15 protein-coding genes are annotated in these 24,502 nt (G+C 71.9%); 8 read left to right on the top strand and 7 right to left on the bottom strand.

Annotated elements, in window-relative coordinates; all coding sequences use genetic code 11:
• Positions 1-67: 67 nt before the first annotated feature.
• On the bottom strand, positions 68-1,783 hold the full coding sequence (gene treS, locus ABZY31_RS12045; RefSeq protein ID WP_356408069.1) for a maltose alpha-D-glucosyltransferase: 1,716 nt from the start codon (positions 1,781-1,783) through the stop codon (positions 68-70).
• Positions 1,780-3,771 (bottom strand): alpha-1,4-glucan--maltose-1-phosphate maltosyltransferase, encoded by a 1,992-nt coding sequence (locus ABZY31_RS12040; RefSeq protein WP_356408066.1) that lies wholly within the window; start codon positions 3,769-3,771, stop codon positions 1,780-1,782. Before ABZY31_RS12040 ends, treS begins: the two co-directional genes overlap by 4 nt.
• 475 nt (positions 3,772-4,246) lie before the next feature.
• Here ABZY31_RS12040 and glgP point away from each other — a divergent pair, with 475 nt between their 5' ends.
• Complete coding sequence (gene glgP, locus ABZY31_RS12035; protein WP_356408063.1) at positions 4,247-6,895, top strand: alpha-glucan family phosphorylase; 2,649 nt, start codon at positions 4,247-4,249, stop codon at positions 6,893-6,895.
• Positions 6,896-6,977: 82 nt separating this feature from the next.
• On the opposite strand, the gene ABZY31_RS12030 is transcribed toward glgP, so the two are convergent.
• Entirely contained in the window at positions 6,978-7,982 is a 1,005-nt protein-coding gene (locus ABZY31_RS12030; RefSeq protein WP_356408061.1) for an AsnC family transcriptional regulator, read from the bottom strand.
• Between the two features lie 188 nt (positions 7,983-8,170).
• Between ABZY31_RS12030 and ABZY31_RS12025 the strand changes: the two genes are divergently transcribed.
• Positions 8,171-9,730 carry a DHA2 family efflux MFS transporter permease subunit gene (locus ABZY31_RS12025; RefSeq protein WP_356408058.1) on the top strand — a complete coding sequence of 520 codons (1,560 nt, stop codon included), beginning with the start codon at positions 8,171-8,173 and terminating at the stop codon, positions 9,728-9,730.
• A 199-nt stretch (positions 9,731-9,929) separates the two neighbouring features.
• On the top strand, positions 9,930-10,487 hold the full coding sequence (locus ABZY31_RS12020; protein WP_356408055.1) for a hypothetical protein: 558 nt from the start codon (positions 9,930-9,932) through the stop codon (positions 10,485-10,487).
• Positions 10,488-10,596: 109 nt separating this feature from the next.
• On the opposite strand, the gene ABZY31_RS12015 is transcribed toward ABZY31_RS12020, so the two are convergent.
• Positions 10,597-12,864: a M4 family metallopeptidase gene (locus ABZY31_RS12015; RefSeq protein ID WP_356408052.1), complete on the bottom strand. Its 2,268-nt coding sequence runs from the start codon at positions 12,862-12,864 to the stop codon at positions 10,597-10,599.
• A gap of 380 nt (positions 12,865-13,244) precedes the next feature.
• On the opposite strand from ABZY31_RS12015, the gene ABZY31_RS12010 reads away from it, so the two are divergent.
• Complete coding sequence (locus ABZY31_RS12010) at positions 13,245-14,720, top strand: sugar transferase (RefSeq protein ID WP_356408049.1); 1,476 nt, start codon at positions 13,245-13,247, stop codon at positions 14,718-14,720.
• Positions 14,721-14,733: 13 nt separating this feature from the next.
• On the opposite strand, the gene ABZY31_RS12005 is transcribed toward ABZY31_RS12010, so the two are convergent.
• Positions 14,734-15,687 carry a GDP-L-fucose synthase gene (locus tag ABZY31_RS12005; protein WP_356408046.1) on the bottom strand — a complete coding sequence of 318 codons (954 nt, stop codon included), beginning with the start codon at positions 15,685-15,687 and terminating at the stop codon, positions 14,734-14,736.
• Between the two features lie 191 nt (positions 15,688-15,878).
• Here ABZY31_RS12005 and gmd point away from each other — a divergent pair, with 191 nt between their 5' ends.
• The 3 genes from gmd to ABZY31_RS11990 all read left to right on the top strand — a co-directional run bounded on the left by gmd (position 15,879) and on the right by ABZY31_RS11990 (position 20,718).
• Complete coding sequence (gene gmd, locus ABZY31_RS12000; protein ID WP_356408043.1) at positions 15,879-16,892, top strand: GDP-mannose 4,6-dehydratase; 1,014 nt, start codon at positions 15,879-15,881, stop codon at positions 16,890-16,892.
• Positions 16,893-17,210: 318 nt separating this feature from the next.
• Complete coding sequence (locus tag ABZY31_RS11995; RefSeq protein ID WP_356408040.1) at positions 17,211-19,916, top strand: LamG-like jellyroll fold domain-containing protein; 2,706 nt, start codon at positions 17,211-17,213, stop codon at positions 19,914-19,916.
• 115 nt (positions 19,917-20,031) lie between these two features.
• Positions 20,032-20,718: a hypothetical protein gene (locus tag ABZY31_RS11990; protein WP_356408037.1), complete on the top strand. Its 687-nt coding sequence runs from the start codon at positions 20,032-20,034 to the stop codon at positions 20,716-20,718.
• A 215-nt stretch (positions 20,719-20,933) separates the two neighbouring features.
• Here the strand turns inward: ABZY31_RS11990 and ABZY31_RS11985 are convergent, their stop codons facing one another.
• Positions 20,934-22,061 carry a glycosyltransferase gene (locus ABZY31_RS11985; protein ID WP_356408034.1) on the bottom strand — a complete coding sequence of 376 codons (1,128 nt, stop codon included), beginning with the start codon at positions 22,059-22,061 and terminating at the stop codon, positions 20,934-20,936.
• Between the two features lie 26 nt (positions 22,062-22,087).
• Positions 22,088-22,627: a WcaF family extracellular polysaccharide biosynthesis acetyltransferase gene (locus ABZY31_RS11980; protein WP_356408031.1), complete on the bottom strand. Its 540-nt coding sequence runs from the start codon at positions 22,625-22,627 to the stop codon at positions 22,088-22,090.
• Between the two features lie 75 nt (positions 22,628-22,702).
• Between ABZY31_RS11980 and ABZY31_RS11975 the strand changes: the two genes are divergently transcribed.
• Positions 22,703-24,235: a hypothetical protein gene (locus tag ABZY31_RS11975; RefSeq protein WP_356408028.1), complete on the top strand. Its 1,533-nt coding sequence runs from the start codon at positions 22,703-22,705 to the stop codon at positions 24,233-24,235.
• The last annotated feature ends 267 nt before the right edge of the window (positions 24,236-24,502 follow it).

Here is a 24,502-nt window from a genome sequence, read left to right as displayed (position 1 = left end):
ATGGTCCGTACAGGGCGGCGATTGACCCATTCGCCGCCCCGGGTGGGCGCGGGGCGAAGCCTCGGCGCTACTGCTCGCCCCGCAGCCGGAACCAGTAGAAACCGTGTCCCGCCAGGGTCAGCAGGTACGGCCACTCACCGATCGGCGGGAACCGGACGTCACCGGTGAGTTCCACCGGCACCCGTCCGTTGAAGGACCGCAGGTCCAGCTCCGTCGGCTGCGCGAACCGCGAGAAGTTGTGCACGCACAGCACCAGGTCGTCCGCCTCGCCCTCGGTGGAGGGCGCCTCGCGGAGGAACGCCAGCACCGCGGGGTTGGACGACGGGAGTTCGGTGTACGAGCCGAGACCGAAGGCGGGGTTCGCCTTGCGGATCTCGATCAGCCGCCGGGTCCAGTGCAGCAGCGAGGAGGGCGAGGACATCGCGGCCTCGACGTTGGTGACCTGGTACCCGTAGACCGGGTCCATGATGACCGGCAGGTTGAGCCTGCCCGGATCGCACGAGGAGAAACCGGCGTTGCGGTCCGGGGTCCACTGCATGGGCGTGCGGACGCCGTCGCGGTCGCCCAGCCAGATGTTGTCGCCCATGCCGATCTCGTCGCCGTAGTAGAGGATCGGCGAGCCGGGCAGGGACAGCAGCAGGGCGGTGAACAGCTCGATCTGGTGCCGGTCGTTGTCGAGCAGCGGCGCGAGCCGGCGCCGGATGCCGATGTTGGCCCGCATCCGCGGGTCCTTGGCGTACTCGGCGTACATGTAGTCGCGCTCTTCGTCCGTGACCATTTCGAGCGTCAGCTCGTCGTGGTTGCGCAGGAAGATGCCCCACTGGCAGCTCGCCGGGATCTCGGGGGTCTTGGCGAGGATTTCGGAGACCGGGTAGCGCGACTCCCGGCGGACCGCCATGAAGATGCGCGGCATCACGGGGAAGTGGAAGGCCATGTGGCATTCGTCCCCGCCCTTGGCGTAGTCGCCGAAGTAGTCGACGACGTCCTCCGGCCACTGGTTGGCCTCGGCGAGCAGCACGGTGTCCGGGTAGTGCGCGTCGATCTCCGCCCGGACCCGCTTGAGCAGGGCGTGGGTGCGCGGGAGGTTCTCGCAGTTGGTGCCCTCCTCGGCGTAGAGGTAGGGGACCGCGTCGAGCCGGAACCCGTCGATGCCCAGGTCCAGCCAGAAGCGCAGGGCCGAGACGATCTCCTCCACGACGGCCGGGTTCTCGTAGTTGAGGTCCGGCTGGTGGGAGAAGAAGCGGTGCCAGAAGTACTGCTTGCGGACCGGGTCGTAGGTCCAGTTCGAGGACTCGGTGTCGACGAAGATGATGCGGGCGTCCTGGTACTGCTTGTCGTTGTCGGCCCACATGTAGTAGTCGCCGTACGGGCCGTCGGGGTCCTTGCGCGACTGCTGGAACCACTCGTGCTGGTCGCTCGTGTGGTTCATCACGAAGTCGATGATCACGCGCATGCCGCGCTGGTGGGCGGCGTCGACGAACTCCACGAAGTCGGCGAGGTCGCCGAACTCGGGCAGCACCGAGGTGTAGTCCGAGACGTCGTAGCCGCCGTCGCGCAGCGGGGAGGCGAAGAAGGGGGGCAGCCACAGGCAGTCGACGCCGAGCCACTGGAGGTAGTCCAGCTTCGCGGTGAGGCCCTTGAGGTCCCCCACGCCGTCGCCGTTGCTGTCGTGGAAGGAGCGGACGAGGACCTCGTAGAACACCGCGCGCTTGAACCAGTCGGGATCGCGGTCCTTGGCGGGGGTGTCCTCGAAGAGGTCGTGGACGGGGTCGTTGATCATCATGAGGTGGGTGACCCTCCGGTGAGCGGGGACGGTCGCAGAGCGGTGAGCACGTGCGCGGGCGTACGGCCCGGTTCCAGACGCACGTAATTCGCCCTGCCCCAGTGATAGGTATCGCCGGTGAGCTCGTCGCGCACCGCGAGGGACCCGTGCCAGTCGAGGCCGAGTACCGGCATGTCCAACGAGACCGTCGCCTCCTGGGTGTGGTGCGGATCGAGGTTGACGACCACCAGTACGGAATGGGTTCCGCTGTGCTTCGAGTAGGCGATCACCTGTTCGTTGTCGGTCTCGTGGAAATGGATGTCGCGCAACTGCTGGAGCGCGGGATTGCGGCGGCGGATCCGGTTCAGCGTGGTGATCAGCGGCGCGATGCTGCGGCCCTCGCGCTCGGCGGCCGCCCAGTCGCGCGGACGCAGCTCGTACTTCTCGGAATCGAGGTACTCCTCGCTGCCCTCCTTCACGGGGGTGTTCTCGCACAGCTCGTATCCGGCGTAGACCCCCCAGGTGGGCGAGAGGGTCGCGGCCAGCACGGCCCTGACCTCGAAGGCGGCGCGGCCGCCGGTCTGGAGGTACGCGTGCAGGATGTCCGGCGTGTTCACGAAGAAATTGGGCCGCATGCAGGCGGCCGAATCGCCCGCGAGCTCGGTGACGTATTCGGTGAGTTCCCGCTTCGTGTTGCGCCAGGTGAAATAGGTGTACGACTGCTGGAAACCGATCGACGCGAGCGCGCGCATCATGGCGGGCCGGGTGAACGCCTCGGCCAGGAAGATCACGTCCGGGTCGCTCTTGTTGACCGCGCCGATCACCTTCTCCCAGAAGACCACCGGTTTGGTGTGCGGATTGTCGACCCGGAAGATGCGCACCCCGTGGTCCATCCAGTACCGCAGGATGCGCAGGGTCTCCTCGACGATCCCGCCCATGTCGGTGTCGAAGTGGATCGGGTAGATGTCCTGGTACTTCTTCGGCGGGTTCTCGGCGTAGGCGACCGTCCCGTCCGCGCGGTGGCGGAACCACTCCGGGTGCTTCTCCACCCACGGGTGGTCCGGCGAGCACTGGAGGGCGAAGTCGAGGGCGACCTCCAGGCGCAGCTCGCGGGCCCGGGCGACGAAGCGGTCGAAGTCCTCGATCGTGCCCAGCTCGGGGTGGACCGCGTCGTGCCCGCCCTCGGTCGAACCGATGGCCCACGGCACGCCCGGGTCCCAACTCCCGGCGGACAGGGTGTTGTTGGGCCCCTTGCGGTAGGTGCTCCCGATCGGGTGGATCGGCGGCAGGTACACCACGTCGAAGCCCATGGCGGCGACCGCCGGCAGCCGCTCGGCGGCGGTCGCGAAGGTGCCGCTGACCGGGGCCCGGCCCGGCTCCAGCACCGCGCCCTCCGAGCGCGGGAACAGCTCGTACCAGGAGCCGAAGAGGGCCCGCTTGCGCTCGACGCGCACGGCCATCGGCTTCGAGGCGCTCACCAGCTCCCGGAAGGGCTTGCGGGCCAGCGCCGCGTCGACCTCGGGGGCCAGGGCCACGGCCAGCCGCGCCTGCGCCGGGCGGTCCTCGTCGCGCAGCGCGTCGGCGGCGGCCAGCACCGCCTCGCGCCCGTCCCGCTTCGGAATCCTGGCGGCGACCCGCTCGTACAGCTCGGCGCCCTCCAGCAGCATCAGCTCGGCGTCGATCCCGGCCGGCACCTTGATCCGGGCGTGCGCGCGCCAGGTCGCGACCGGATCGCTCCAGGCCTCGACGACGTACGTCCACCGCCCTTCGGTGTCGGCGGACACCCGGGCGCCCCACCGGTCGGTACCGGGCGCCAGTTCGCGCAGGGGCACGGGCGGCCGCGGACGGCCGCTCGGATCTCGCAGCACCACGTGGGCCGCGAGCGCGTCGTGCCCCTCGCGGAACACGGTGGCGGACACTTCGAAAACCTCGTCCACGACCGCCTTGGCGGGTCTGGCGCCGCAGTCGACGGCGGGGCGGACGTCCAGCACGGGAATGCGACCGATCATGATGGGATCACCTGGGGGCAGTTCGCGGGGCTCGGTGACAACGGGCCAGCCGATGACCTCCCGGCTGGTTGTGCACGCTCTGTTCGCTCTGTTTCTAGCCGCTCAGTGGACGGCTGGGCTGCGGGCATGGCCGCTCCTGTCCGCGTTCACTCGGGTGGCGGGAGGGTGGGGCGGGGGGTGTGCCGTGCGCTGTACGAGCGTTGTGCGCGACGCCGTACCTCGGGAGCCCTGCCCACTCAACGCCCACCCATGCAGCACGCTTGGTTAACTACTCGTACGTAGGCGCGAGCGCGGCCGCCGGACGGCCGGATCCGGCCGATCCTCCGTCAGGCCGCCCGCGGGGCCCGGACTTGCCCGGCCGGACCGAGGCGCCATGGCCCCGGGGCGGGCCCGGCGCTAGCCTTCCGGGGGTGATACGCGGATGCACAGCGTGGTGCGGCCGCTCCGGTGCGTATGCCCCTGCGAAGGTGGACTCGTGAAGGCTATCCGTCGATTCACCGTGCGCCCTGTCCTGCCGGAACCCCTCCTGCCGCTCGCCGATCTCGCGCGCAACCTGCGCTGGTCGTGGCACGGGGAGACCCGGGAACTCTTCCAATCCGTCGACCCCGAGGGCTGGCTCGCCGCCGGGGGTGATCCCGTCCGGCTGCTGGGGGACGTCCCGGCCGCCCGGCTGGAGGAACTGGCGCGGGACCGCCGGTTCCTGCGGCGGCTCCACGCCGTCTGCGCCGACCTCGATGACTACGTCCGCGGCGACCGGTGGTACCAGGGCCGCGAGAACATCGCCGAGCTGCCCGCCGCCATCGCCTACTTCTCCCCGGAGTTCGGGATCACCGCAGCGCTGCCGCAGTACTCCGGCGGCCTCGGCATCCTCGCCGGGGACCACCTCAAGGCCGCGAGCGACCTCGGCGTCCCGCTGATCGGCGTCGGTCTCCTCTACCGCCACGGCTACTTCCGCCAGTCGCTCTCCCGCGACGGCTGGCAGCAGGAGCACTACCCCGTCCTGGACCCCAACGAACTGCCCGTCTCCCTGCTGCGCGGCCCCGACGACGCCCCCGCCCGCGTCAGCCTCACCCTGCCGGGCGGCCGCTCCCTGCACGCACACATCTGGCAGGTCCGGGTCGGCCGGGTGCCTCTGCTGCTCCTCGACTCCGACGTCGAGGACAACGACACCGCCGCGCGCGAGGTGACCGACCGCCTCTACGGCGGCGGCAGCGAGCACCGGCTGCTCCAGGAGATGCTGCTCGGCATCGGCGGCGTCCGCGCCGTACGGACGTACTGCGCGCTCACCGGCCATCCGGATCCCGAGGTGTTCCACACCAACGAGGGGCACGCCGGCTTCCTCGGGCTCGAACGCATAAGGGAACTGGAGGGGGAGGGCCTGGCCTTCGACGCGGCCGTCGAGGCGGTCCGGGCGGGCACCGTGTTCACCACCCACACCCCGGTCCCCGCGGGCATCGACCGCTTCGAGCGGGGCCTGGTCGCCCGCCACTTCGCCGACGGCGGCGAACTGACCGGCGTACCCGTGGACCGGATCCTCGAACTGGGCGCCGAGAGCTACCCGGGCGGCGACCCCGGGGTCTTCAACATGGCCGTCATGGGTCTGCGCCTCGCCCAGCGCGCCAACGGCGTCTCCACCCTGCACGGCGCCGTCAGCCGCGGCATGTTCGCCGGACTCTGGCCGGGATTCGACCCCGCCGACGTCCCCATCGCCTCCATCACCAACGGCGTGCACGCGCCGACCTGGGTGGCCCCCGAGGTCGTCAGGCTCGGTGCCCGCCAGATCGGCGCCGGGCGCACCGAGGACGCCCTGTCGGTGGGCGGCTCGCAGCGCTGGGACGCGGTCGCCGACATCGCCGACCAGGACGTCTGGGACCTGCGCCGGGTGCTGCGCGAGCAGCTCGTCCAGGAGGTCCGCGACCGGCTGCGCGCCTCCTGGCGCCAGCGCGGGGCCGGGGACGCCGAACTGGGCTGGGTGGACTCCGTCCTGGACCCCGACGTGCTCACCATCGGCTTCGCGCGCCGGGTGCCCTCCTACAAGCGGCTCACGCTGATGCTGCGCGACCCGGAGCGGCTGCGGCGGCTGCTGCTGGACCCCGACCGGCCCGTGCAGATCGTCGTCGCGGGCAAGGCGCACCCGGCCGACGACGGCGGCAAGCGGCTCGTGCAGGAACTGGTGCGCTTCGCCGACGACCCGCGCGTGCGCCACCGCATCGTCTTCCTGCCCGACTACGGCATGGCCATGGCGCAGAAGCTCTACCCCGGCTGCGACGTGTGGCTGAACAATCCGCTGCGCCCGCTGGAGGCCTGCGGCACCAGCGGGATGAAGGCCGCCCTGAACGGCTGCCTCAACCTCTCGGTGCTGGACGGCTGGTGGGACGAGTGGTTCGAGCCGGACTTCGGCTGGGCCATCCCGACGGCCGACGGCTACGGCACCGACGAGGACCGGCGCGACGACGTCGAGGCGAACGCCCTCTACGACCTGATCGAGAACCGGGTCGCGCCCCGCTTCTACGACCGCGCCGGACGCGGTGCGCTGCCCGTGCGGTGGATCGAGATGGTCCGGCGCACCCTGGTCTCCCTGGGGCCCAAGGTGCTCGCGGGACGCATGGTGCGCGAGTACGTGGAGCGGCTGTACGCGCCGGCCGCGCTCGCCCACCGCACCCTCACCCCCGACGCGGCGCGGGAACTCGCCGCCTGGAAGGGCCGGGTACGGGCCGCCTGGCCGCGGGTCGCCGCCCTGCACGTGGAGGCCCTGGCCGACGGGCCCGCCGGTCCGGTGGGCGCCGCCGCCGAACTGGGGGCCACCCTCACCCTGCGGGTCCAGGTGGCACTCGACGTGCTCGGCCCCGACGAGGTCGAGGTGCAGGCGGTCGCCGGCCGCGTGGACGCGCAGGACGTCATCGGCGGGGCGCGGGTCTTCCCGCTGAAGCCCGCCTCCGGACCGGACCTGGAGGGCCGCTGGCTGTACGAGGGCCCGCTCGCCCTGGACCGGACGGGGCCCTTCGGCTACACCGTGCGGATCCTGCCCGCCCACCCGCTGCTGGCCACCCCCGCGGAGCTCGGGCTGGTCGCCGCACCGGTGGACCCGGCGGCCGCGCCGGGCGGCGGGGTGGTGCTGCGCTGAGCGGCGGCGCGGACCGGGCGACCGGTCCGCGCGGCGGCCGGTGACACGGTTCTCCGGGCTCCGGGGAACCGGGGTTCGGGGCTCAGGGGGCGGGCGGCGGATCGACCAGCCGCCCGCCCTCCACCAGCATCCCGGCCCGCTTGATGTTCCGCAGGGTCGGGATCACTTCCACCTGCTGCACGCCCGCCACCGCTCCGATCCGCTCGGTCAGATACGCGTACAGCGCCTCCGTGTCCCGGCACACCACCACCGCCAGCAGGTTCGCCGCCCCCGTGACCGCGGCCGCGAACGGCACCTCGGGATGCGTGGCCAGGGCGGCGCCCGCCTCCGCCAGCCGTGCGGGCGCCACCGTGATCATCAAGGTGGCCTCCGCCTCGTACCCGAGCACGCCCGGCACGGTCTCCACGTCGAAGTAGACCGCGTCCAGCTCGCGCAGCCGGTCCAGGCGGCGGCGGGCGGTGGACTCCGAGAGCCCCGAGGCCCGCGCCAGCTCCGGATAACCGGCCCGGCCGTCGTGGCCCAGCACCCCCAGCAGGGCCAGCTCCGCCTCATCCAGTGTGTACCGCTCCCGCGCCGCGGGCCCCCCGGCGGGCCGGGCGAGCGCGGCCACCTGCTCCGGGCCCAGCACGTCCAAGCCGAACCAGGCCTCCGGGCCGCCCATGAAGGTCCGCAGGATGGTGTGGGCGCTGATCCCGGTCACCCGCCGGGTGCTCGGCAGCTTGTCCAGCAGCAGCCCGTCCCGCTCCCGGCGGCTCCTGGCCTTGGTCATGCAGTGGATCTCGGTGCCGCCCGAGGCGAGCTGGACCCATGCGATGTCCGGCCGCCGCGCCAGCGCCCCCGCCACCGCGAGCGCCGCGTCCGGCGCGCACTGCACGCGCAGCCAGGACTCCAGCAGCCCGACCCGGCTGCCCAGCGGCAGCCCGACCACGCGGACCAGCCCGGTGGTGCGCATCCGGCGGTAGCGGCGCACCACCGTCTGGTCCGAGACGTCCAGCACCTCGGCGAGCCGGCTGAAGGGGGCCCGCCCGTCGATCATCAGCGCCTGGATCAGTGAGTGGTCGAGGCGGTCCAGCTCCGCGGGCTCCATGCTTTCCATCATCGCAGGGCCACAGATGACGGATATCCGGCAGGCGGGCCGTACTGGGTGGGGGATCCGGCGAGGGGCTGGGAGCGTGAGGGCACCGGGCGCCCGAGTCCCGGCCGCCGGAGAGCCGGCTCCGGTCCCACCGGACCCGGAGCCTCCGGAACCCCAGAACCGCCCCAAGGAGTGTCCCCATGCGTAAGTGGCTGCCGTTGACCGCGGTCTGCCTCGGCGCGTTCATGCTGCTGGTCGACGTCACGATCGTGACCGTCGCCCTCCCCGACATGGCCACCGACATGCACACCGGCTTCGCCGGGCTCCAGTGGGTGATGGACATCTACGCCCTCGCCCTCGCCGCCCTGCTCCTCGGCGCCGGCTCGCTCGCCGACCGGATCGGCCGCCGCCGGGTCTACCTCGGCGGACTCGCCGTCTTCGCCGCGGCCTCCCTCGCCTGCGGCCTCGCCGACGGCCCCGGCACCCTGATCGCCTTCCGGGCCGTCCAGGGCATCGGCGGCGCCGCCATGTTCGCCACCACCATGGCCCTGCTCAGCGCCGCCTACCAGGGCCGCGACCGGGGCGTCGCCTTCGGCGTGTGGGGCGCGGTCAACGGCGCGGCCGCCGCGGCCGGACCGATCATCGGCGGCCTGCTCACCGAGCACTTCGGCTGGCAGTGGATCTTCTACATCAACCTGCCGGTCTGCGCCCTCGCCGTCCTCGTCACGCTCAAGGCCGTCGAGGAGTCCCGCAACCCGCACGCCAAGGGCATGGACCTGCCCGGCATGCTCACCTTCACCCTCGGCGCCGCCACCGTGACCTACGCCCTGATCCGGGTCGGCGAGAACGGCTGGACCTCGGCCACCACCCTCGGCCTCTTCGCCCTCGCCGTCCTCTCCTTCGCGGCCTTCGTCGCGGTGGAACTGCGCACCGCCCACCCCATGCTCGACCTCTCGCTCTTCCGCAGCCCCGCCTTCGTCGCGGTCATGGCCGCCGGACTGCTCCTGTCGGGCGCGGCCTTCTCCTACCTGATGTACACCTCCCTGTGGCTCCAGTCCGCCGAGGGCATGAGCCCCGTCGGTGCCGGGCTGGTGCTCGTGCCGCTCAGCCTGGCCGCCTTCCTGGTCGCCGCGGTGGCCGGGCGGCTGCTGCACGGCATGTCCCCCCGGCTCACCATCGGCGGCGGGCTGCTGCTGATCGGGGCGGGGGCGCTGCTCCAGGCCCTGATGCTGGACGCGGGTGACGGCTGGACGGCGCTGGTCCCCGGGCTCGCGGTGACCGGTGTCGGCGTGGGCACGGCGACCCCGGCGCTGGCCGCGGCCGCGATGGGCGCGGTGGCCCCGGCCCGGGCGGGCATGGCGGGCGGCGCGCTGAACACCGCGCGCCAGCTGGGCACGGCCCTGGGCATCGCGATCCTCGGCGCGGTCTTCCACGCCGGTCTGGTCTCCGGCCTCGACGGCGCCGAGGGGGCGCGCGGGACGGCCGACGCGCTGGCCTCGGGCGGGGCCGGGCAGCTGCTCGGCGCGGCTCCGGCGGGCGCCCCGCGCGAGGCGCTGGCGCAGCTGGTGGACGCGGCCTTCGCGAGCGGGCTGCGGGAGACCTTCCTGGTGTCGGGTGCGATGGGCCTGGTGGGAGCGGCGCTGGTGTTCGTCCTGGTACGGGGCACCGCGCGGACCGCGGCCGCGGCCGGGGGCCCGGCGGCGCCCGCCGCGACGGTGGGGGCCCAGGCCGCGGGGGACCGTACGCCCGTACGACCCTGAACCGCTCCGGACCGGAGCGGACCCGCACCTGCGCGGGTCCGCTCCGGAGCGCGTCCGGGTCAACGGGCCGGTCCTGTCGGGTGAACCTTCGAACGCACTGCGCATGGCGAACCGTTTCAGCAGTCCCGTCCGCTCCTACGCTGCCCGCGGATGCCCACCGGCACCCGGTCTCCGCGGAACCCCGAGAAACGGACTCTCCATGCGTCTTCGCATCACTGCCGCAGCCGCGTTCGTCGGCGCGCTCGCCCTCGTCCTTCCGGCCGCGGGCCCGTCGTTCGCCAACGACGACGACGGGTACCACCACTCGCTCGGTGAACTGCGCTACCGGATCGACGGCGACGGGTGGGAGGAGATCCATCCGCCGGAGAACGACACCTGCTACCGGCTGACCGGCACCGACTGGGACCAGGCCGCCACCCGCGTCGAGAACGACACGCGCTCGCTCGCGCTGCTGTTCGAGGACCGCGACTGCGGCGGCCGGGCGGAGCGGAGCCTGGACCCGGGGGACACGGTGAACGGCGTGCGGGTCCGTTCGGTCCTGTTCAAGCCGTCCGAGGACGACGACCGCCACCACGGTCACCACGGCCGCTACGACGACGACGGCGACCGCAGCCGCCAGCCGCGCCGCGACGGCGACGCCGACGGCCGCCGCGAGCAGGGCGCCCGCGACGAGCAGAGCCGCACGGACGACGAATCGATCATCCACGACGACGGCCTCGGCTTCTTCGAGCACGGCTTCCTCGACCACCTGGGCTGATCCGCCCCCGCGGGCAAGGGCCCGGACATGGGACAGGGCCGCCCGGGAGGTTTTCCTCCCGGGCGGCCCCGTGTCATGTCAGATGGTGCTCATCGGCCCCTGGCTGGGGTCAGAAGGTGAGCTTCCAGCTGTTGATGTAACCGGTGTCGGCGCTCGCCAGGTCGGCGACGCGGAGCTTCCAGACACCGTTGGCGACCTCGGAGGAGGCGTTCACGGTGAAGGACTGGACGATGTTGTCCGCGCTGCCGCCGCTGCGGTTGCGCAGGTTGTACACGCTGCCGTCGGGGGCGACCAGGTCGACCTTGAGGTCACCGACGTAGGTGTGGACGATGTTCACGTCGACCTTGAGGGTGCTCGGGGCGTTGCCCGACCGGGACACGGTGATCGGCGACTCGACCGTCGAGTTGTCGTTGATCGTGTAGTCGGCCGTGTTCTCGAAGACGTTCTGCTGCGAGGTGCCGACGGTCCAGGTGAAGGACGTCGTACCCGTCTTCGCGGCGGAGTCGGTCACCGTGACGGTCACGTTGGACGTGCCCGCCGTGGTCGCCGTACCCGAGATCAGACCGGTGGAGGCGTTGATCGACAGGCCGGCCGGGAGGCCGGTCGCCGCGTAGCTCAGCGCGCCCGGGTTGGTGCTGGTGGCCTGGACCTGCAGGCTCACCGCGGTGTTGATCTGGGTGTTCTGGTTGGGGATCGCCGTGACCGAGACGCCGCTGGGTGCGGGGCGCGATCCGACGGCGATGCCCGCCCAGGCGTGGGCCACGTTGTTGTAGGTGGCCGAGCCGGAGCCGTAGAGGTCGGCCGCCGCCTGCAGGGTCGCCGTACGGGCGGCCGCGTAGTTGGTGTTCGACTTGAAGTAGCCGACCGTCAGGGCACGGAACCAGATCTTCGCGGCGGCGTCGCGGCCTATCGCGGTGACCGGGAGGTTGTCGGCGGTCGGGGAGTTGTAGCTGACCCCGTTGATGACCTTGGCGCCGGAGCCCTCGGACATCAGGTAGAAGACGTGGTTGGCCGGGCCCGACGAGTAGTGCACGTCGAGGCCGCCGAGGCCGGAGTACCACGAGTCCTTGGACCCGCCGTCCTTGCTCGGCTTGTCCATGTAGCGCAGCGGGGTGCCGTCGCCGTTGATGTCGATCTTCTCGCCGACGAGGTAGTCGCCGACGTCGTTGGCGTTGTTGGCGTTGAACTCGACGGCCGCCGCCATGATGTCGGAGGTCGCCTCGTTCAGACCGCCGGGCTCACCGCTGTAGGTCATGTTGCCGGTGACCGAGGTGAGACCGTGGGTCATCTCGTGCGCCGCGACGTCGATGGAGGTCAGCGGGTGCGTGTTGCTGGTTCCGTCGCCGTACGTCATGCAGAAGCAGGAGTCGTCCCAGAACGCGTTGACGTACGCGTTGCCGTAGTGGACCCGGCTGTAGGGGGCCACGCCGTCGTTGCGCAGGCCGTTGCGGCCGTGCACGTTCTTGTAGTAGTCCCACGTCAGCTGGGCGCCGTAGGCCGCGTCCGCACCGGCGGTCGCGCGGTTGGAGGCGGCGCCGTTGCCCCAGGTGTCCGTGGTGTTGGTGAAGAGCGTGCCGGTGCCGGACGACCCGCCGTTGAGGTCGTACGTCTTGTGGTTGCCGCGGCCCGCGTCGGTCAGCGTGTAGTTGCTGCCCGACTGCGAGGTGCCCAGGGTGACCTGGCCGCTGTACATGGTGTTGCCGACGCCGGACTCGATCTTCTGCCACTCGGTGATCTTGGCGCCGGTCTTGGCGTTGGTGATCACGTGCAGCTCGCTCGGGGTGCCGTCGCGCTGGACACCGCCGACGACGGTCTCGTAGGCGAGGACCGGGGCGCCTTCGGCGGCCCAGACCACCTTCTTGGCGCCCTTGGCGGCCTTGACGTCCTTGCCGCCCGCCGAAGAGGCGGCGGAGAAGGCCGTCTTGTCGGCCGCGTCCGGGGTGACCGCCGCGGTCGTGTCGACCTTGATCTCGGCGTTGGTGGCCTTGGTGACGCTCTTGGTGACGCCGCCCTTGGCGTGGACGGTCAGGTCACCGCCGAGCACCGGCAGGCCGCCGTAGGTGCGCTCGTAGGTCGTGTGGGTGGTGCCGTCGACGTCCTTGACGACGTCACGGACGATCAGCTTCTCCTGGTCGCCGAGGCCGAGGGCCTTGGCAGCCTGCGCGGTGGTCGAGTTGGCCTCTGAGAGGAGCGTCGCACGCTCCGAAGCCGACAGGTTGTAAGCGGCCGCGCCCGGGTTGGGCTGAGCGGCGGTGCGGGCCTGCGACGCGGTGGCGTCGGCGGAGGCGGAACCGGTCTGGATGCCGACGGCCAGCAGAGCGGCTGCCGCGACAAGAGCGCCGGCCGCGGTGGCACGCCGGTGGGGGGTGGGACTCAACGCAGACTCCTTCTGCAAGGGGGTTCCGGACGGCTGGGTGGGCCTCCGGGCAGAACAGCTGGTGCGCAGAACGGATCGAAGAGTGCCATCTACCGAGTGGGATGTCAGGGGCGCGTCAAAAGGTTGGCCAGAAACGGTCCGTTGTCCGAAGAGACGCGTCCGCAATGCGAACTGTTCACCAAAGCGTGCGAGAGCGGGGGCCGGCGATCCGGAACCGGATGTACCCCCTGCTAACGAACGGGCAACGAGACGCACCGTTCATGTGAACGGCATTTACCGTGCGGGCGTTTGTCGTACTGTTTCCCGGTGCGACCGATGTCCGTTGCCAGGGGAAGCCACGGACATGCACCACCGTCATAGTCCACGTGCCAGGGGGGCCCATGAGGCATGTCTATTTTCCTGCGCAAAGAGTGGCCAGAACGGCTCAGGGGACAGCCACGTCCGAGCGACGGCTCGGTGACAAAGCCCGCTGGTACCTGCCCGCCGCGCTGACCGCGGACCTCGTCGGCGCGGCCGTGCCCGTCGGCCTGGTCTTCGACGCCGCTGAGCAGGCACGTCCCGTCTACTGCGCGCTCGCCGCGGCCTTCGCCTGGGTCGCCGTGCAAGCGCTGCGCCGCCGTTATGCGCCCCGGCTGCTCGGAGAATCGCGCGGCGTCCTGCCCGTGGTTCACGACTGGCTGATTCTGATCGGTGTCCTCGCCGTGGCCCGTGTGGTGACGGACGAGAGCACCCCCCGGATGGCCGCGCTCGGCGCGCTGCTGCCGGCCCTCCTCATCACCGTCGCCTGCCACAAGCTCACCTACCGGCACCTCTCCGGCGCCCGGCGGGAGGCCCAGGCCGTCAGCCGCGTGCTGGTGATCGGCGAGCCCGGCACGGCCGATGAGGTCATCGCCCACCTCGCCGCGCGGACCGACCACCCGTACGTCGTGGTCGGCGTCGTGCCCGTCGGTCCCGGCGCGCTCGCCGGCGGCGCCCCGGTCGCGGCCCGGCTGGAGGCGGAGCTCCCGGCCGTGCCCGGTGGCGACGCCGAGGCCGTGCTCGGCGCGGTCCGCAGTCACCACGCCGACCTGGTGCTCGTCGCGCCCGGCGCCCGGATCGCGGGGGAGCGGCTGCGCCGGATCGCCTGGACCCTGCACGATGCGGGCCTCGAACTGGCCGTCTGCCCGGGACTCTTCGAGATATCCGTCAAGCGGCTGGAAACCCTGAGCGCGGGCGGACTGGCCGTGCTGCGGATCGCGCCTCCGGTCAGCCGCGGCGTCCAGCCCGTGCTGAAGTCGGTCCTCGACCGGGCCGGGGCGGGGATCGGACTGCTGCTGCTGTCCCCGCTGTTCCTCGCTCTGATCCTGGCGATCCGTCTCGGCTCCCCGGGCCCGGCCTTCTACAGCCAGCGCCGGATCGGCCGCGACGGCGTCCCCTTCGTGATGTGGAAGTTCCGCACGATGGTGGTCGACGCCGATGCGCAGAAGGCCGAACTCGCCGGGGCCAACGAGAACGACGGCCTCATGTTCAAGATGCGCCGCGACCCCCGGGTGACCCGCGTCGGCCGGCTGCTGCGCCGGACCTCGCTCGACGAACTCCCGCAGCTGTTCAACGTGCTGACCGGGGACATGTCACTGGTCGGCCCGCGCCCGCCGCTGCCGGAGGAGGTGGCCCGGTACGACGAGGTCGAACTGCGCCGGCTCACCGTGCGCCCCGGGATGACCGGACTGTGGCAGATCAGCGGGCGCTCCGACCTGTCCTGGGACGAAACGATTCAGCTCGACCTGCAGTACGTCGACAACTGGTCCTTCACCAGCGACGTCGACGTGGTGGCCCGTACGTTCCGCGCCGTCGTCGACGGTCGCGGAGCGTACTGAGGACCGGATGCGATCAGTTGCCCGCCGCGGACTCCAGCCACCAGCGGTAGGTGGACGCGATCCCCTCGCGGAGCCCGATGCCCGGCTTCCAGCCCAGCGACGTCAGCCGGGTCACGTCCAGCAGCTTGCGGGGGGTCCCGTCGGGCTTGGAGGTGTCCCAGGCGAGGCGTCCCCGGAAGCCGGTCACCTCGGCGACCGTCTCGGCCAGGGCCTTGATGGTGAGGTCCTCGCCGCAGCCGATGTTGACCGGCTCGTCACCGTCGTAGGACTCCAGCAGCACGGCGCAGGCCGCCGCGAGGTCGTCCACGTGCAGGAACTCCCGGCGCGGCGTGCCCGAACCCCACAGCGCGACCTCGTCCTTGCCCGCGGCCGCCGCCTCGTGGAAGCGCCGGATCAGCGCGGGCAGGACGTGCGAGGACTCCAGGTCGAAGTTGTCGCCCGGACCGTAGAGGTTCGTCGGCATCGCCGAGATGTACGAGGCCCCGTACTGCTTGCGGTACGACTGCACCTGGACGATGCCCGCGATCTTGGCCAGCGCGTACGCCTCGTTGGTCGGCTCCAGCGGGCCGGTCAGCAGCGCGTCCTCGCTGATCGGCTGCGGCGCCAGCTTCGGGTAGATGCAGGACGAGCCGAGGAAGAGCAGCCGGCCCACCCCGGCGCCGTGCGCACCGGCGATCACGCTCAGCTGGATCTTGAGGTTGTCCTCCAGGAACTGCACCGGATAGGTGCTGTTGGCCATGATCCCGCCGACCTTGGCGGCCGCCAGGACGACGGCGTCCGGGCGGACGTCCGTCAGGTACGCGGCGGTCGCGGCGGCGTCGCGCAGGTCGAGGTCCGCGCGGCCCCGGGTGAGCACGTCGTGGCCGTCGGCGGTGAGCCGCCGGACGACCGCGGACCCGACGAGGCCGCGGTGGCCGGCGACGAAGACGCGGGCGTGCGGGGGCAGGAGCGGCAGCGAACTTGTCATACCGGCGATGATGCCAGCCCGCGGCCCCGGGACGCGGCCCAGGTGTTCCGGAGGCGCCGTGTACGGTACGCATCCGGTCCCCGGGCGGGCCCCCGCCGGGCCCGGACCGACCACCGGGGCACCGCCCCGGCCGGGCGGGGCGCGCGCCCCGCCCACCCGTAACAGACCGCAACGACAACCAGGGGACCCACATGGGCAAGACCGCACTGATCACCGGAGTCACCGGACAGGACGGCTCGTACCTCGCCGAACTTCTGCTCTCCAAGGGCTACACGGTGCACGGCCTCGTGCGGCGGTCGTCCAGCTTCAACACCGAGCGCATCGACCACGTCTACCAGGACCCGCAGACCGCCAACCGGTCCTTCGTCCTGCACCACGCCGACCTCTCGGACGGCGTCGCCCTCGTGAACCTGCTGCGCGACATACGGCCCGACGAGGTCTACAACCTCGGCGCCCAGTCCCACGTCCGGGTCTCCTTCGACGCCCCCCTCTACACCGGTGACGTGACCGGCCTCGGCGCGCTGCGCCTGCTGGAGGCCATCCGGGCCAGCGGCGTCGACACCCGGATCTACCAGGCCTCCTCCTCGGAGATGTTCGGCGCGACCCCGCCGCCGCAGAACGAGGCGACCCCGTTCCACCCGCGCAGCCCGTACGGCGCCGCCAAGGTCTTCGCGTACTGGACCACGGTGAACTACCGCGAGGCCTACGGCATGTTCGCGGTCAACGGCATCCTGTTCAACCACGAGTCCCCGCGCCGCGGCGAGACCTTCGTGACCCGCAAGATCACCCGCGCGGTGGCCCGGATCAAGGCGGGCCTCCAGGAGCACCTGTACCTGGGCAACCTGGACGCCGTACGCGACTGGGGCTACGCGCCCGAGTACGTGGAGGCGATGTGGCGGATGCTCCAGCAGGACGAGGCGACCGACTACGTCGTGGCCACCGGCGTCGCCGCGACCGTCCGCGAGTTCGTCGAGGCCTCCTTCACGCACGCGGGGCTCGACTGGAACGCGCACGTGCGCTACGACCCCAAGTACGAGCGCCCCAGCGAGGTCGACGCGCTCATCGGCGACGCGAGCAAGGCCCACGACCTGCTCGGCTGGAAGCCGACGGTCCTGGTCCAGGAACTGGCCCGGATCATGGTCGACGCCGATGTGCGCCAGGTCGAGGACCAGTTGGCGGGGGCCACGGTCCGCATCGACCGCTGAGGCCGCGCGACGCCGCTAGAGTTTGCCGTGTCCCCGGTCCTGCCCACCAGGGCGTGACCGGGCCGATCCGCCGTATGTCCGCACCGCACCCGCCGCCTTGAACACCGTTGATTCCAAGTTGGTATGCAATGGGTCAAGGGAGGTGACCGGGCCCTGACGCGAGCCCTAGTCTGCGCCAGTACATATGGCTGTTCGGATAGTTCCAGCCAATTGAAACCGGGCTATTGCCCTGGGGGGCTCATGCGTAGATCCAGAGGGCTGACTGCTGCCCTCGCCCTGTCACTGGTCGGTGCCGGCGCCGGAATAGGTCTGGTGCTCATGCCCCAGGCCTCCGCCATCACCCAGCCCGTGGCCTTCACCGCCGACGACCTGCCCACCTGGCAGCCGAACGGCATCGTCTTCGCCATGGCGCAGACGAACGGCACCGTCTTCGCCGGTGGCACCTTCTCGACCGTCCGCCCGCCCGACGGCGCCGGCAGCGGCACCGAGCAGGAAGCGGTCAACTTCGTCGCGCTGGACGCCGCGACGGGCGCCCCGACCGACTGCAAGCTCAGCTTCACCGTCGGCGACGGCACCGCCACCGTGCGCGCGCTCGTCGTCTCCAAGGACGGCAAGACCCTCTACGCCGGCGGCTACTTCGGGGCCGTCAACGGAACCCAGGTCTCCAGCGTCGCCGCGATCGACATCGCGACCTGTGCGCCCAAGGCGTCGTTCCACCCGGCCTTCCCCGCCACCGTGCGCGGCTTCGCCGTCACCGACGACACCCTCTACGCGGCCGGCGACTTCAGCACCGTCGAAGGCCAGACCCGCGAGCGCTTCGCCGCGGTCGACGCGACCTCCGGTGCCCTCAAGCCCTTCACGGCCGACGCCGACGAGCCGGGCCGCGCCATCGAGGTCACCCCCGACGGCAAGAACGTGATCCTCGGCGGCGACTTCTTCGAGGTCAACCGCACCGGCACGCACGCGCTGGCCGTCGTGGACGCGACCACCGGCGCGCTCGTCAAGACGTACGGCAACATCCCGAGCAACTCGGTGGTCAAGTCGATCGCCACCGACGACAACGGCGGTTTCTACACCGGCAACGAGGGCTCCGGCGGCGGCGTCTTCGACGGCCGGATCGGTCTGAACCTCAGCGACTTCAGCGAGAAGTGGCGCGACCGCTGCCTCGGCGCCACCCAGTTCGTCCTGCCGTACGACGGAGTCCTCTACAGCTCCTCGCACGCGCACGACTGCTCGCTGGAGAACGAGTGGCCGGACGGCAAGCGCAACTTCCTGCTGGCGCAGCCGACCAACCACACCGGTCCGGCCCCCGCGCCCGTGGACGGCTTCGTGCACAGCCCGCGCAAGCTCGGCTGGCACCCCACCGCGAACGACGGCATCGGCGAGGGCATCGGCCCGCGCGTCATGGCCGTCGCGGCGAAGGGCGACGTCAAGTACCTGTGGGTCGGCGGTGAGTTCACCCTCATCAACGGCACCCCGCAGCAGGGCCTGACCCGCTTCGCCTCCACCGGCGACGTCGGCGCCCCGACCACCCCGGTGGCCAGCGCCGCGAGCGTCAAGCCCGGCGAGGCCCAGGTCCGCTGGCGCACCAGCTACGACCAGGACGACAGCAAGCTGACGTACCGGATCTACCGCAACGGCTCGGCCACGCCGATCGCCACGGTGGTCGCCGACTCCGTCGAGTGGGAGCGGCCGCAGGCCGCCTGGGTCGACACCACCGTCAAGCCCGGCCAGTCCTACACCTACCGGGTGACCGCGACCGACGCGGCGGGCAACACCAGCGCCCTGTCCGCGAACACCTCGGTCACGGTCCCGACCTCGGTCCAGACCTACCCGAACCAGGTCCGCGCGGACGGCGCCAACCTCTACTGGCGCTTCGACGACACGGTCAGCCCGTACGTCGCCGACTCCTCGGACGGCGGCAACACCAGCGGCATCCAGCTGAACGCCCCGGCCCTGCGCCAGAGCCCCGGCGCCGTGTCCGGCACCAGCACCGCGATCGGCTTCAACGGCACCAGCCAGCAGGTGTACAGCGACCACCGCCAGTCGGTGGGCAGCGCCTACACGATCGAGACCTGGTTCAAGACCGGCACCACCCGCGGCGGCAAGCTGATCGGCTTCGGCAACAACACGAGCAGCGCCAGCAGCTCGGCCGACAAGCAGATCTACATGACCAACACCGGCCGGCTGGTCTTCGGCGCGTACAACGGATCGACCCGCACCATCTCCACCGGGCTCTTCGACACCTACAACGACAACAAGTGGCACCACGTGGTCGGGACCCAGGGTCCCGGCGGCATGGCGCTCTACGTCGACGGTCAGAGCAAGGGCACGCTGAACGTCACCAACTTCACCCCGTACACAGGTTACTGGCACGTCGGCGGCGACAGCCTGGCCAACTGGCCGACCCGCCCGATCAGCAGCTTCTTCGCCGGCCAGATCGACGAGACGGCCGTCTACCCCAAGGCCCTCACCCAGGCCCAGGTCAAGAACCACTACGACCTGGCGAAGGCGCCGACCGACACGGTCTCCAAGGTGTCGGCGAACGAGGACACCTACATCAACCAGGGCGCGCCCAGCACCGCCTACGGCACGTCCACCTCGCTCGCGGTGCGCGGCACCTCGGCCTACGAGACGTACCTGCGCTTCAACCTCCCGGCCGCCCCGGCCGGACAGGTCCTGAAGGCCGCGTCCCTCCAGGTCAAGACCAGCACCCAGGCGAACGCGGGCACGGTCGACACCATCAACGTGGTGCCGGTCACCGGTGCCTGGAGCGGTGCGGCCACCACGTTCAACACCAAGCCCACCCTGGGCACCAGCCCGCTCGGCTCCCTCGCCGGCGTCCCGGACGGCTCCGCCCTCCAGAACGTCGAGCTGGACACCACCGCGGTCTCCGCGGTGCTGGGCGGCAGCTACAGCATGGCCCTGACCAGCACGGGCACCGACCCGCTCTGGATCTGGTCCAGCGAGTCGAGTGCCGCGGACGCCGTTCCGCAGCTCGTGCTCACCTTCGGCCCGAAGTGACCGCGGCCGGATGACGAGGGGTACGGGGCCCGGCACACCGCCGGGCCCCGTACCCGTATCCGGCCCGCGCCCCCGATCCACAGCCCGCACCACCCCAGTACCACGGGAGCCCCTGATGTACCGACGCTCCGCAGCGGCCGCGGTCCTGCTGGCCGCCGCCCTGACCCTGACCGCCTGCGGTTCGGACGCGAAGCCCGACGCCGCGGGTGCGGCGAAGCCGAAGCCCCCGGCCTCCTCGGGGGTCCCCGACCCGGCGGACGCGCCGTCCGCCAACGCCTCCGCGAGCGCGCCCGCGCCGGGGGCGAAGCCGACGGGGCCGGTGCTGCCGGACGCGAAGCTGACCCCGGCGACGGGCAGCTTCACGGACAAGGAGAAGCAGTACCTGAGCGGGCGCGTGCCGGCGAAGACGGACCCGGCGGCCGTGCTCCAGAGCGGGCAGGAGGCGTGCCAGCGGGTGGCACGCACCGCGAAGCACGACAAGGACGCGGCGGTCGGCTCCCTCATCGCGGGCGAGATCCCGGCGGCGAAGGACGCGATCCCGGCGCTGTGCCCCGAGCAGCAGCCGGTGCTGGCGGCCGCGCAGAAGGGGTTCCCGGACGGTACGCGGACGGCTCCCGCCGCCGGGTCGTACCGGGCGCTGACGCAGGGCACGGCGTGCAGTTGGCAGGCGAAGGGCCAGGACGGCGCCGTCCTGGCCTCCGGCCCGGGCCCCCAGCCGTCGTCCCCGAAGATCGTCGCGGAAATCCCCCAGGGCACGAAGGAATTCACCTCGACGGGCTGCTACGCCTGGCTCCCGGCCTAACGGCCCAATCGGCGCCCGGTCCTCCCTCCGGGGGCGCCTCAAACGCCGGCGAGGCTCAAGTTGCCTCCTGCATGGCCTCAGCGCTGGCATTGCCTGCGGCAATTCAGCCTGCCCGGCGTTTGAGGGCCCGCCGGAGGCGAGTCGAGCCGAACGGCACCACCCAGCCTCGCCGGCGTTTGAGGCGCCGCCGGAGGCGGAGGGGGCGGGGGCCCCGGTCAGGCCTTGGGGGCCTTGGCGCGGGCGTAGGTCGACAGGAGGGTGTCGAGGACGCCGTCCATCGAGAAGGACTCGACGGCCAGCTTGCGCGCGGCCAGCGACGCCGCCTCGTTGGCCACCGGGTCCAGGAGGGCGAGGACGGCCTCCGCCACCCCCTCGGGGCCGGGATCCACGGCCCGCCCCGCCCCCGCACGGGCCACGTCCCGGGCGAGCCCGTTCGAGTGGGTCACCACCACCGGTACGCCCACGGCCAACGCCTCCAACACCGACATCGGGAACGGCTCCTCCACCGACGGCAGCACGTACACGTGCGCCCGCCGCAACTCCTCCAGCACCTGCTCGCCGCTGAGCGCCCCCGGCACCGTCATCCGGTCGTCCAGCCGCAGATCCGTCATCCGGTGGCACACGGCCCCGTACTCGCCCTCGTCCGGCCCCGCCACCACGTACCGCGCCTGCGGCACCTCCCGCGCGACGAGCGACATCGCGTTCACGAAGTCCACCGGCCGCTTGCGCTCGTGCAGCCGCGCCGAGTAGAGGATCCGCGGCGGCCCCGACAGCGCGGGCCGGGCCTCCTGCGCCGGTACGCCGTTCACCAGCCGCACCGCGTTGTCCAGCCCCGCGCCGCCGACCACCGCCTCCAGCGCCTCCCGCTCGTGCGGGGTCAGGTAGAGCACCGCGTCCGCCCCGCGCAGCAGCCGCCGTACCGCCACCGCGTCCAGGACCTTCGCGAGCAGCTTCCCGCTCGGGTCGACCATCCCGTGCGTCTGGAGCACCAGCGGCTTCCCGGCCCGCAGCGCGGCCAGCGCGACCGGCAGGGTCACGAGGTCGCGCGCGAGGTGCACGTGGACCACGTCCGCGTCCCGGACCAGGCGCCCGGCCGCGGCCAGTAGCGCGGGCGAGGTGATCCCGCTGAAGCCGAGCGGCAGCAGCCGCTTCGCCGGGTACAGCCGGGCCGGCACGCCCTCCACATCGGTGGGCCAGGGGTCCCCGAACCCCTCGCCGAGGGCCAGCAGCGAGGCCTCGTGCCCGCGCGCCCGCAACCCCTTGGCGAGGTTGAGCGCGACCCGGACCGGCCCTCCGAAGGCGTGCGTGGGGGAGTGCAGGGTGACGGCGTGCAGAACTCTCACCGGCGGGATCTCACTTCGGCTCGTGGCTACTTCGGTTCCGCGACCGGGCGGCGCGTGCCGTCGGCGGTCTGCAGGGTCAGTTCGGGCAGGTCCTTGTGGACGACGGCCCCCGCGCCCGCCACCGCGCAGCGGCCCACGGTCACCCCGGCCAGCACGGTCGCCCGTACCGCCACCCACGCGCCGTCCTCGACGGTGACGGGGGCGTTGCGGTAGCGGAAGTCGGCGGCCCGGTGGTCGTGCGAACCGGTGCACAGCATGGCCTCCTGCGAGACGCACACGTGCGAGCCGATCGTGACCGGCTCCAGGTTCAGCAGCCACGCGCCCTCGCCGATCCACGTGTGGTCGCCGATGCTGAGCTTCCACGGCCACAGCACCCGCACCTTGTGCCGGATCAGCACGCCCTCGCCGATCCGTGCGCCGAAGGCGCGCAGCAGCGCGACCCGGAGCCGGGCCGGGCAGAACCAGGACATGAACAGCGTGTTCATCACCGCGAACCAGAGCGCCTGGGTCAACAGACCGCGCCCCTTGTCGTATCCGGCCAGCGTGAAGGCCGGGAGATTGCGCACCGAAGTACCCCCCACTCCATCCCCGTCGGGTCAGACTAGACTGCGCGCGGACCAGGCACAGGGGGCGGGGGCACAATGGCGAGCGACGTACGCGCGACGACATCGGGCCCCCCGCCCGCCGCCCCCGCTCCGTACCCGCTCGACGCACCGGGCGCGGAGCGCCTCTGGGGCAAGGTCACCACGCCGCGCACGCTGCTCTCCCGCGCGCTGTCGGTCCCGCTCGCCCTCGGATTCACCGTCTTCCTGCCGCTGTTCGTGGCCTCGCAGTCCGGTGCGGGCGTCCGCGACGCCGCGTTCTGGCTCCAGTTGGCGCTCACCATGTACGCGGGCGCCCGGCTGTCCGCGATGGTCCTCACCAGCCGCCGCAAGCTCCTCCAGGGATCCTTCTGGCTCTTCGTCTACATGGCGATGGGGGTGGCCCCGCTCGCGCAGGCCGTCCTCGGCCAGGTCCCGACGCCCGTCGTCGGGCCGCGCTCCGACCTCACCGTCGCCATCGGCCTGGTGCTGCTCGGCTGCACCGCCTTCGACGTCGGGGTGCTGCTCGCCCGCCACCGGCCGACGGGGCGCGCGGGCGGCTCGCAGCGCGAGCCGCGCCCCGTCATGGCGCACCACCGGCGGCTGCAACTGCTGACGCTGCTGGCCTTCCTGGGCAGTGCGGCGCTCATCATGAAGCTCGGCGGCCCGGCCGTCTTCTTCAGCAGCCGCCAGGAGATCATCGCGGGCATCGAGGAGGCGGGCGTCTCCACGGAGGGCCAGGCGGGCCAGGCCTTCCTGCGCGGCTTCGGCACGGTCCCGGCGCTGCTCGCGCTGCTCTGCTACACCCGCTGGCTGGTGACGTCGGTGCACGCCCGCCGCAGGCCGTCGGTGATCGCGATCTGGACCGCGCTGGCGTTCCTCAACATCATCGTCAACAACCCGATCTCGAACCCGCGGTACTGGTTCCTGACGGTGATGTTCTCGCTGCTCTTCACGGTCTTCCCGGTCAGTGCGGCGATGTACCGGGTGGCGCTGTCCATGGCCGTGGTGGTCGCGCTGCTCGTCTTCCCCTTCGCGGACCGCTTCCGGTACGACGAGAAGAACTACAAGCCGGTGGAGACGACGTCGTTCCTGGAGCCGATGGCGCTCAAGGACTACGACCAGATCGGCATGTTCGCCAACACGATCACCTTCTCCAACTCCGGGCCCGGCCACTTCTACGGGCGCCAGCTGGCCGGATCCATCTTCTTCGCGGTGCCGCGCTCGGCGTGGCCCGGCAAGCCGCGGGACACCGGGGTGATGGTGGGCCAGTGGATGGGCACGGTCAACACGAACCTGTCCTCGCCGATCTGGGCCGAACTGTGGCTGGACTTCGGGTCGCTGGGGATGGGGGCCGGGCTGCTCGGCATGGGGTACGCCGCGGCGCGGGTCGACCGGCGGTACGCGAAGCGGGCCACGAGGCGGACGCCGCCGGGGAGTCTGATCTCGGTGGTCGTCCCGCTGGTCGCGGGCTACTCCTTCATCCTCCTGCGGGGGCCGCTCCTCCAGGCCTCTGGCCGCGTGGCGATCGCGGGCCTGTGCCTGGCCCTGATCGCAACGCACCGCCAGGACCGCGGGGTCACCCTCCGCTAGCCCCCGCCCCCTGTGGCTCGATCGCCGGGCGGACCACCCCAGCCTCGCCGGCGTTTGAGGCGCCCCCGGAGGGTGCACGGCGTGCGTCCGGCGTCGGACCGCTGGTCTCCGGCCTCTGCCGGTGGGGCCTCCGGCGGGGCCTCAATCGCCGGGCGGGCTGGATGTGCCACCTCAGCCTCGCCGGCGTTTGAGGCGCCCCCGGAGGGTGCACGGCGTGCGTCCGGCGTCGGACCGCTGGTCTCCGGCCTCTGCCGGTGGGGCCTCCGG

This window comes from Streptomyces sp. NPDC006529, assembly GCF_040611795.1.
Classification (GTDB): domain Bacteria; phylum Actinomycetota; class Actinomycetes; order Streptomycetales; family Streptomycetaceae; genus Streptomyces.
The sequence above is the reverse complement of the archived record's forward strand: the minus strand, read 5'-3'. Positions and strand labels throughout refer to the sequence as shown.

Excerpts from the sequence above, each read along its gene's own strand:
- treS (WP_356408069.1), bottom strand. The coding sequence starts at position 1,783 with ATGATGATCAACGACCCCGTCCACGACCTCTTCGAGGACACCCCCGCC.
- ABZY31_RS12040 (WP_356408066.1), bottom strand. The coding sequence starts at position 3,771 with ATGATCGGTCGCATTCCCGTGCTGGACGTCCGCCCCGCCGTCGACTGC.
- ABZY31_RS12030 (WP_356408061.1), bottom strand. The coding sequence starts at position 7,982 with ATGGAGCCCGCGGAGCTGGACCGCCTCGACCACTCACTGATCCAGGCG.
- ABZY31_RS12025 (WP_356408058.1), top strand. The coding sequence starts at position 8,171 with ATGCGTAAGTGGCTGCCGTTGACCGCGGTCTGCCTCGGCGCGTTCATG.
- ABZY31_RS12020 (WP_356408055.1), top strand. The coding sequence starts at position 9,930 with ATGCGTCTTCGCATCACTGCCGCAGCCGCGTTCGTCGGCGCGCTCGCC.
- ABZY31_RS12010 (WP_356408049.1), top strand. The coding sequence starts at position 13,245 with ATGAGGCATGTCTATTTTCCTGCGCAAAGAGTGGCCAGAACGGCTCAG.
- ABZY31_RS12005 (WP_356408046.1), bottom strand. The coding sequence starts at position 15,687 with ATGACAAGTTCGCTGCCGCTCCTGCCCCCGCACGCCCGCGTCTTCGTC.
- gmd (WP_356408043.1), top strand. The coding sequence starts at position 15,879 with ATGGGCAAGACCGCACTGATCACCGGAGTCACCGGACAGGACGGCTCG.
- ABZY31_RS11995 (WP_356408040.1), top strand. The coding sequence starts at position 17,211 with ATGCCCCAGGCCTCCGCCATCACCCAGCCCGTGGCCTTCACCGCCGAC.
- ABZY31_RS11990 (WP_356408037.1), top strand. The coding sequence starts at position 20,032 with ATGTACCGACGCTCCGCAGCGGCCGCGGTCCTGCTGGCCGCCGCCCTG.
- ABZY31_RS11975 (WP_356408028.1), top strand. The coding sequence starts at position 22,703 with ATGGCGAGCGACGTACGCGCGACGACATCGGGCCCCCCGCCCGCCGCC.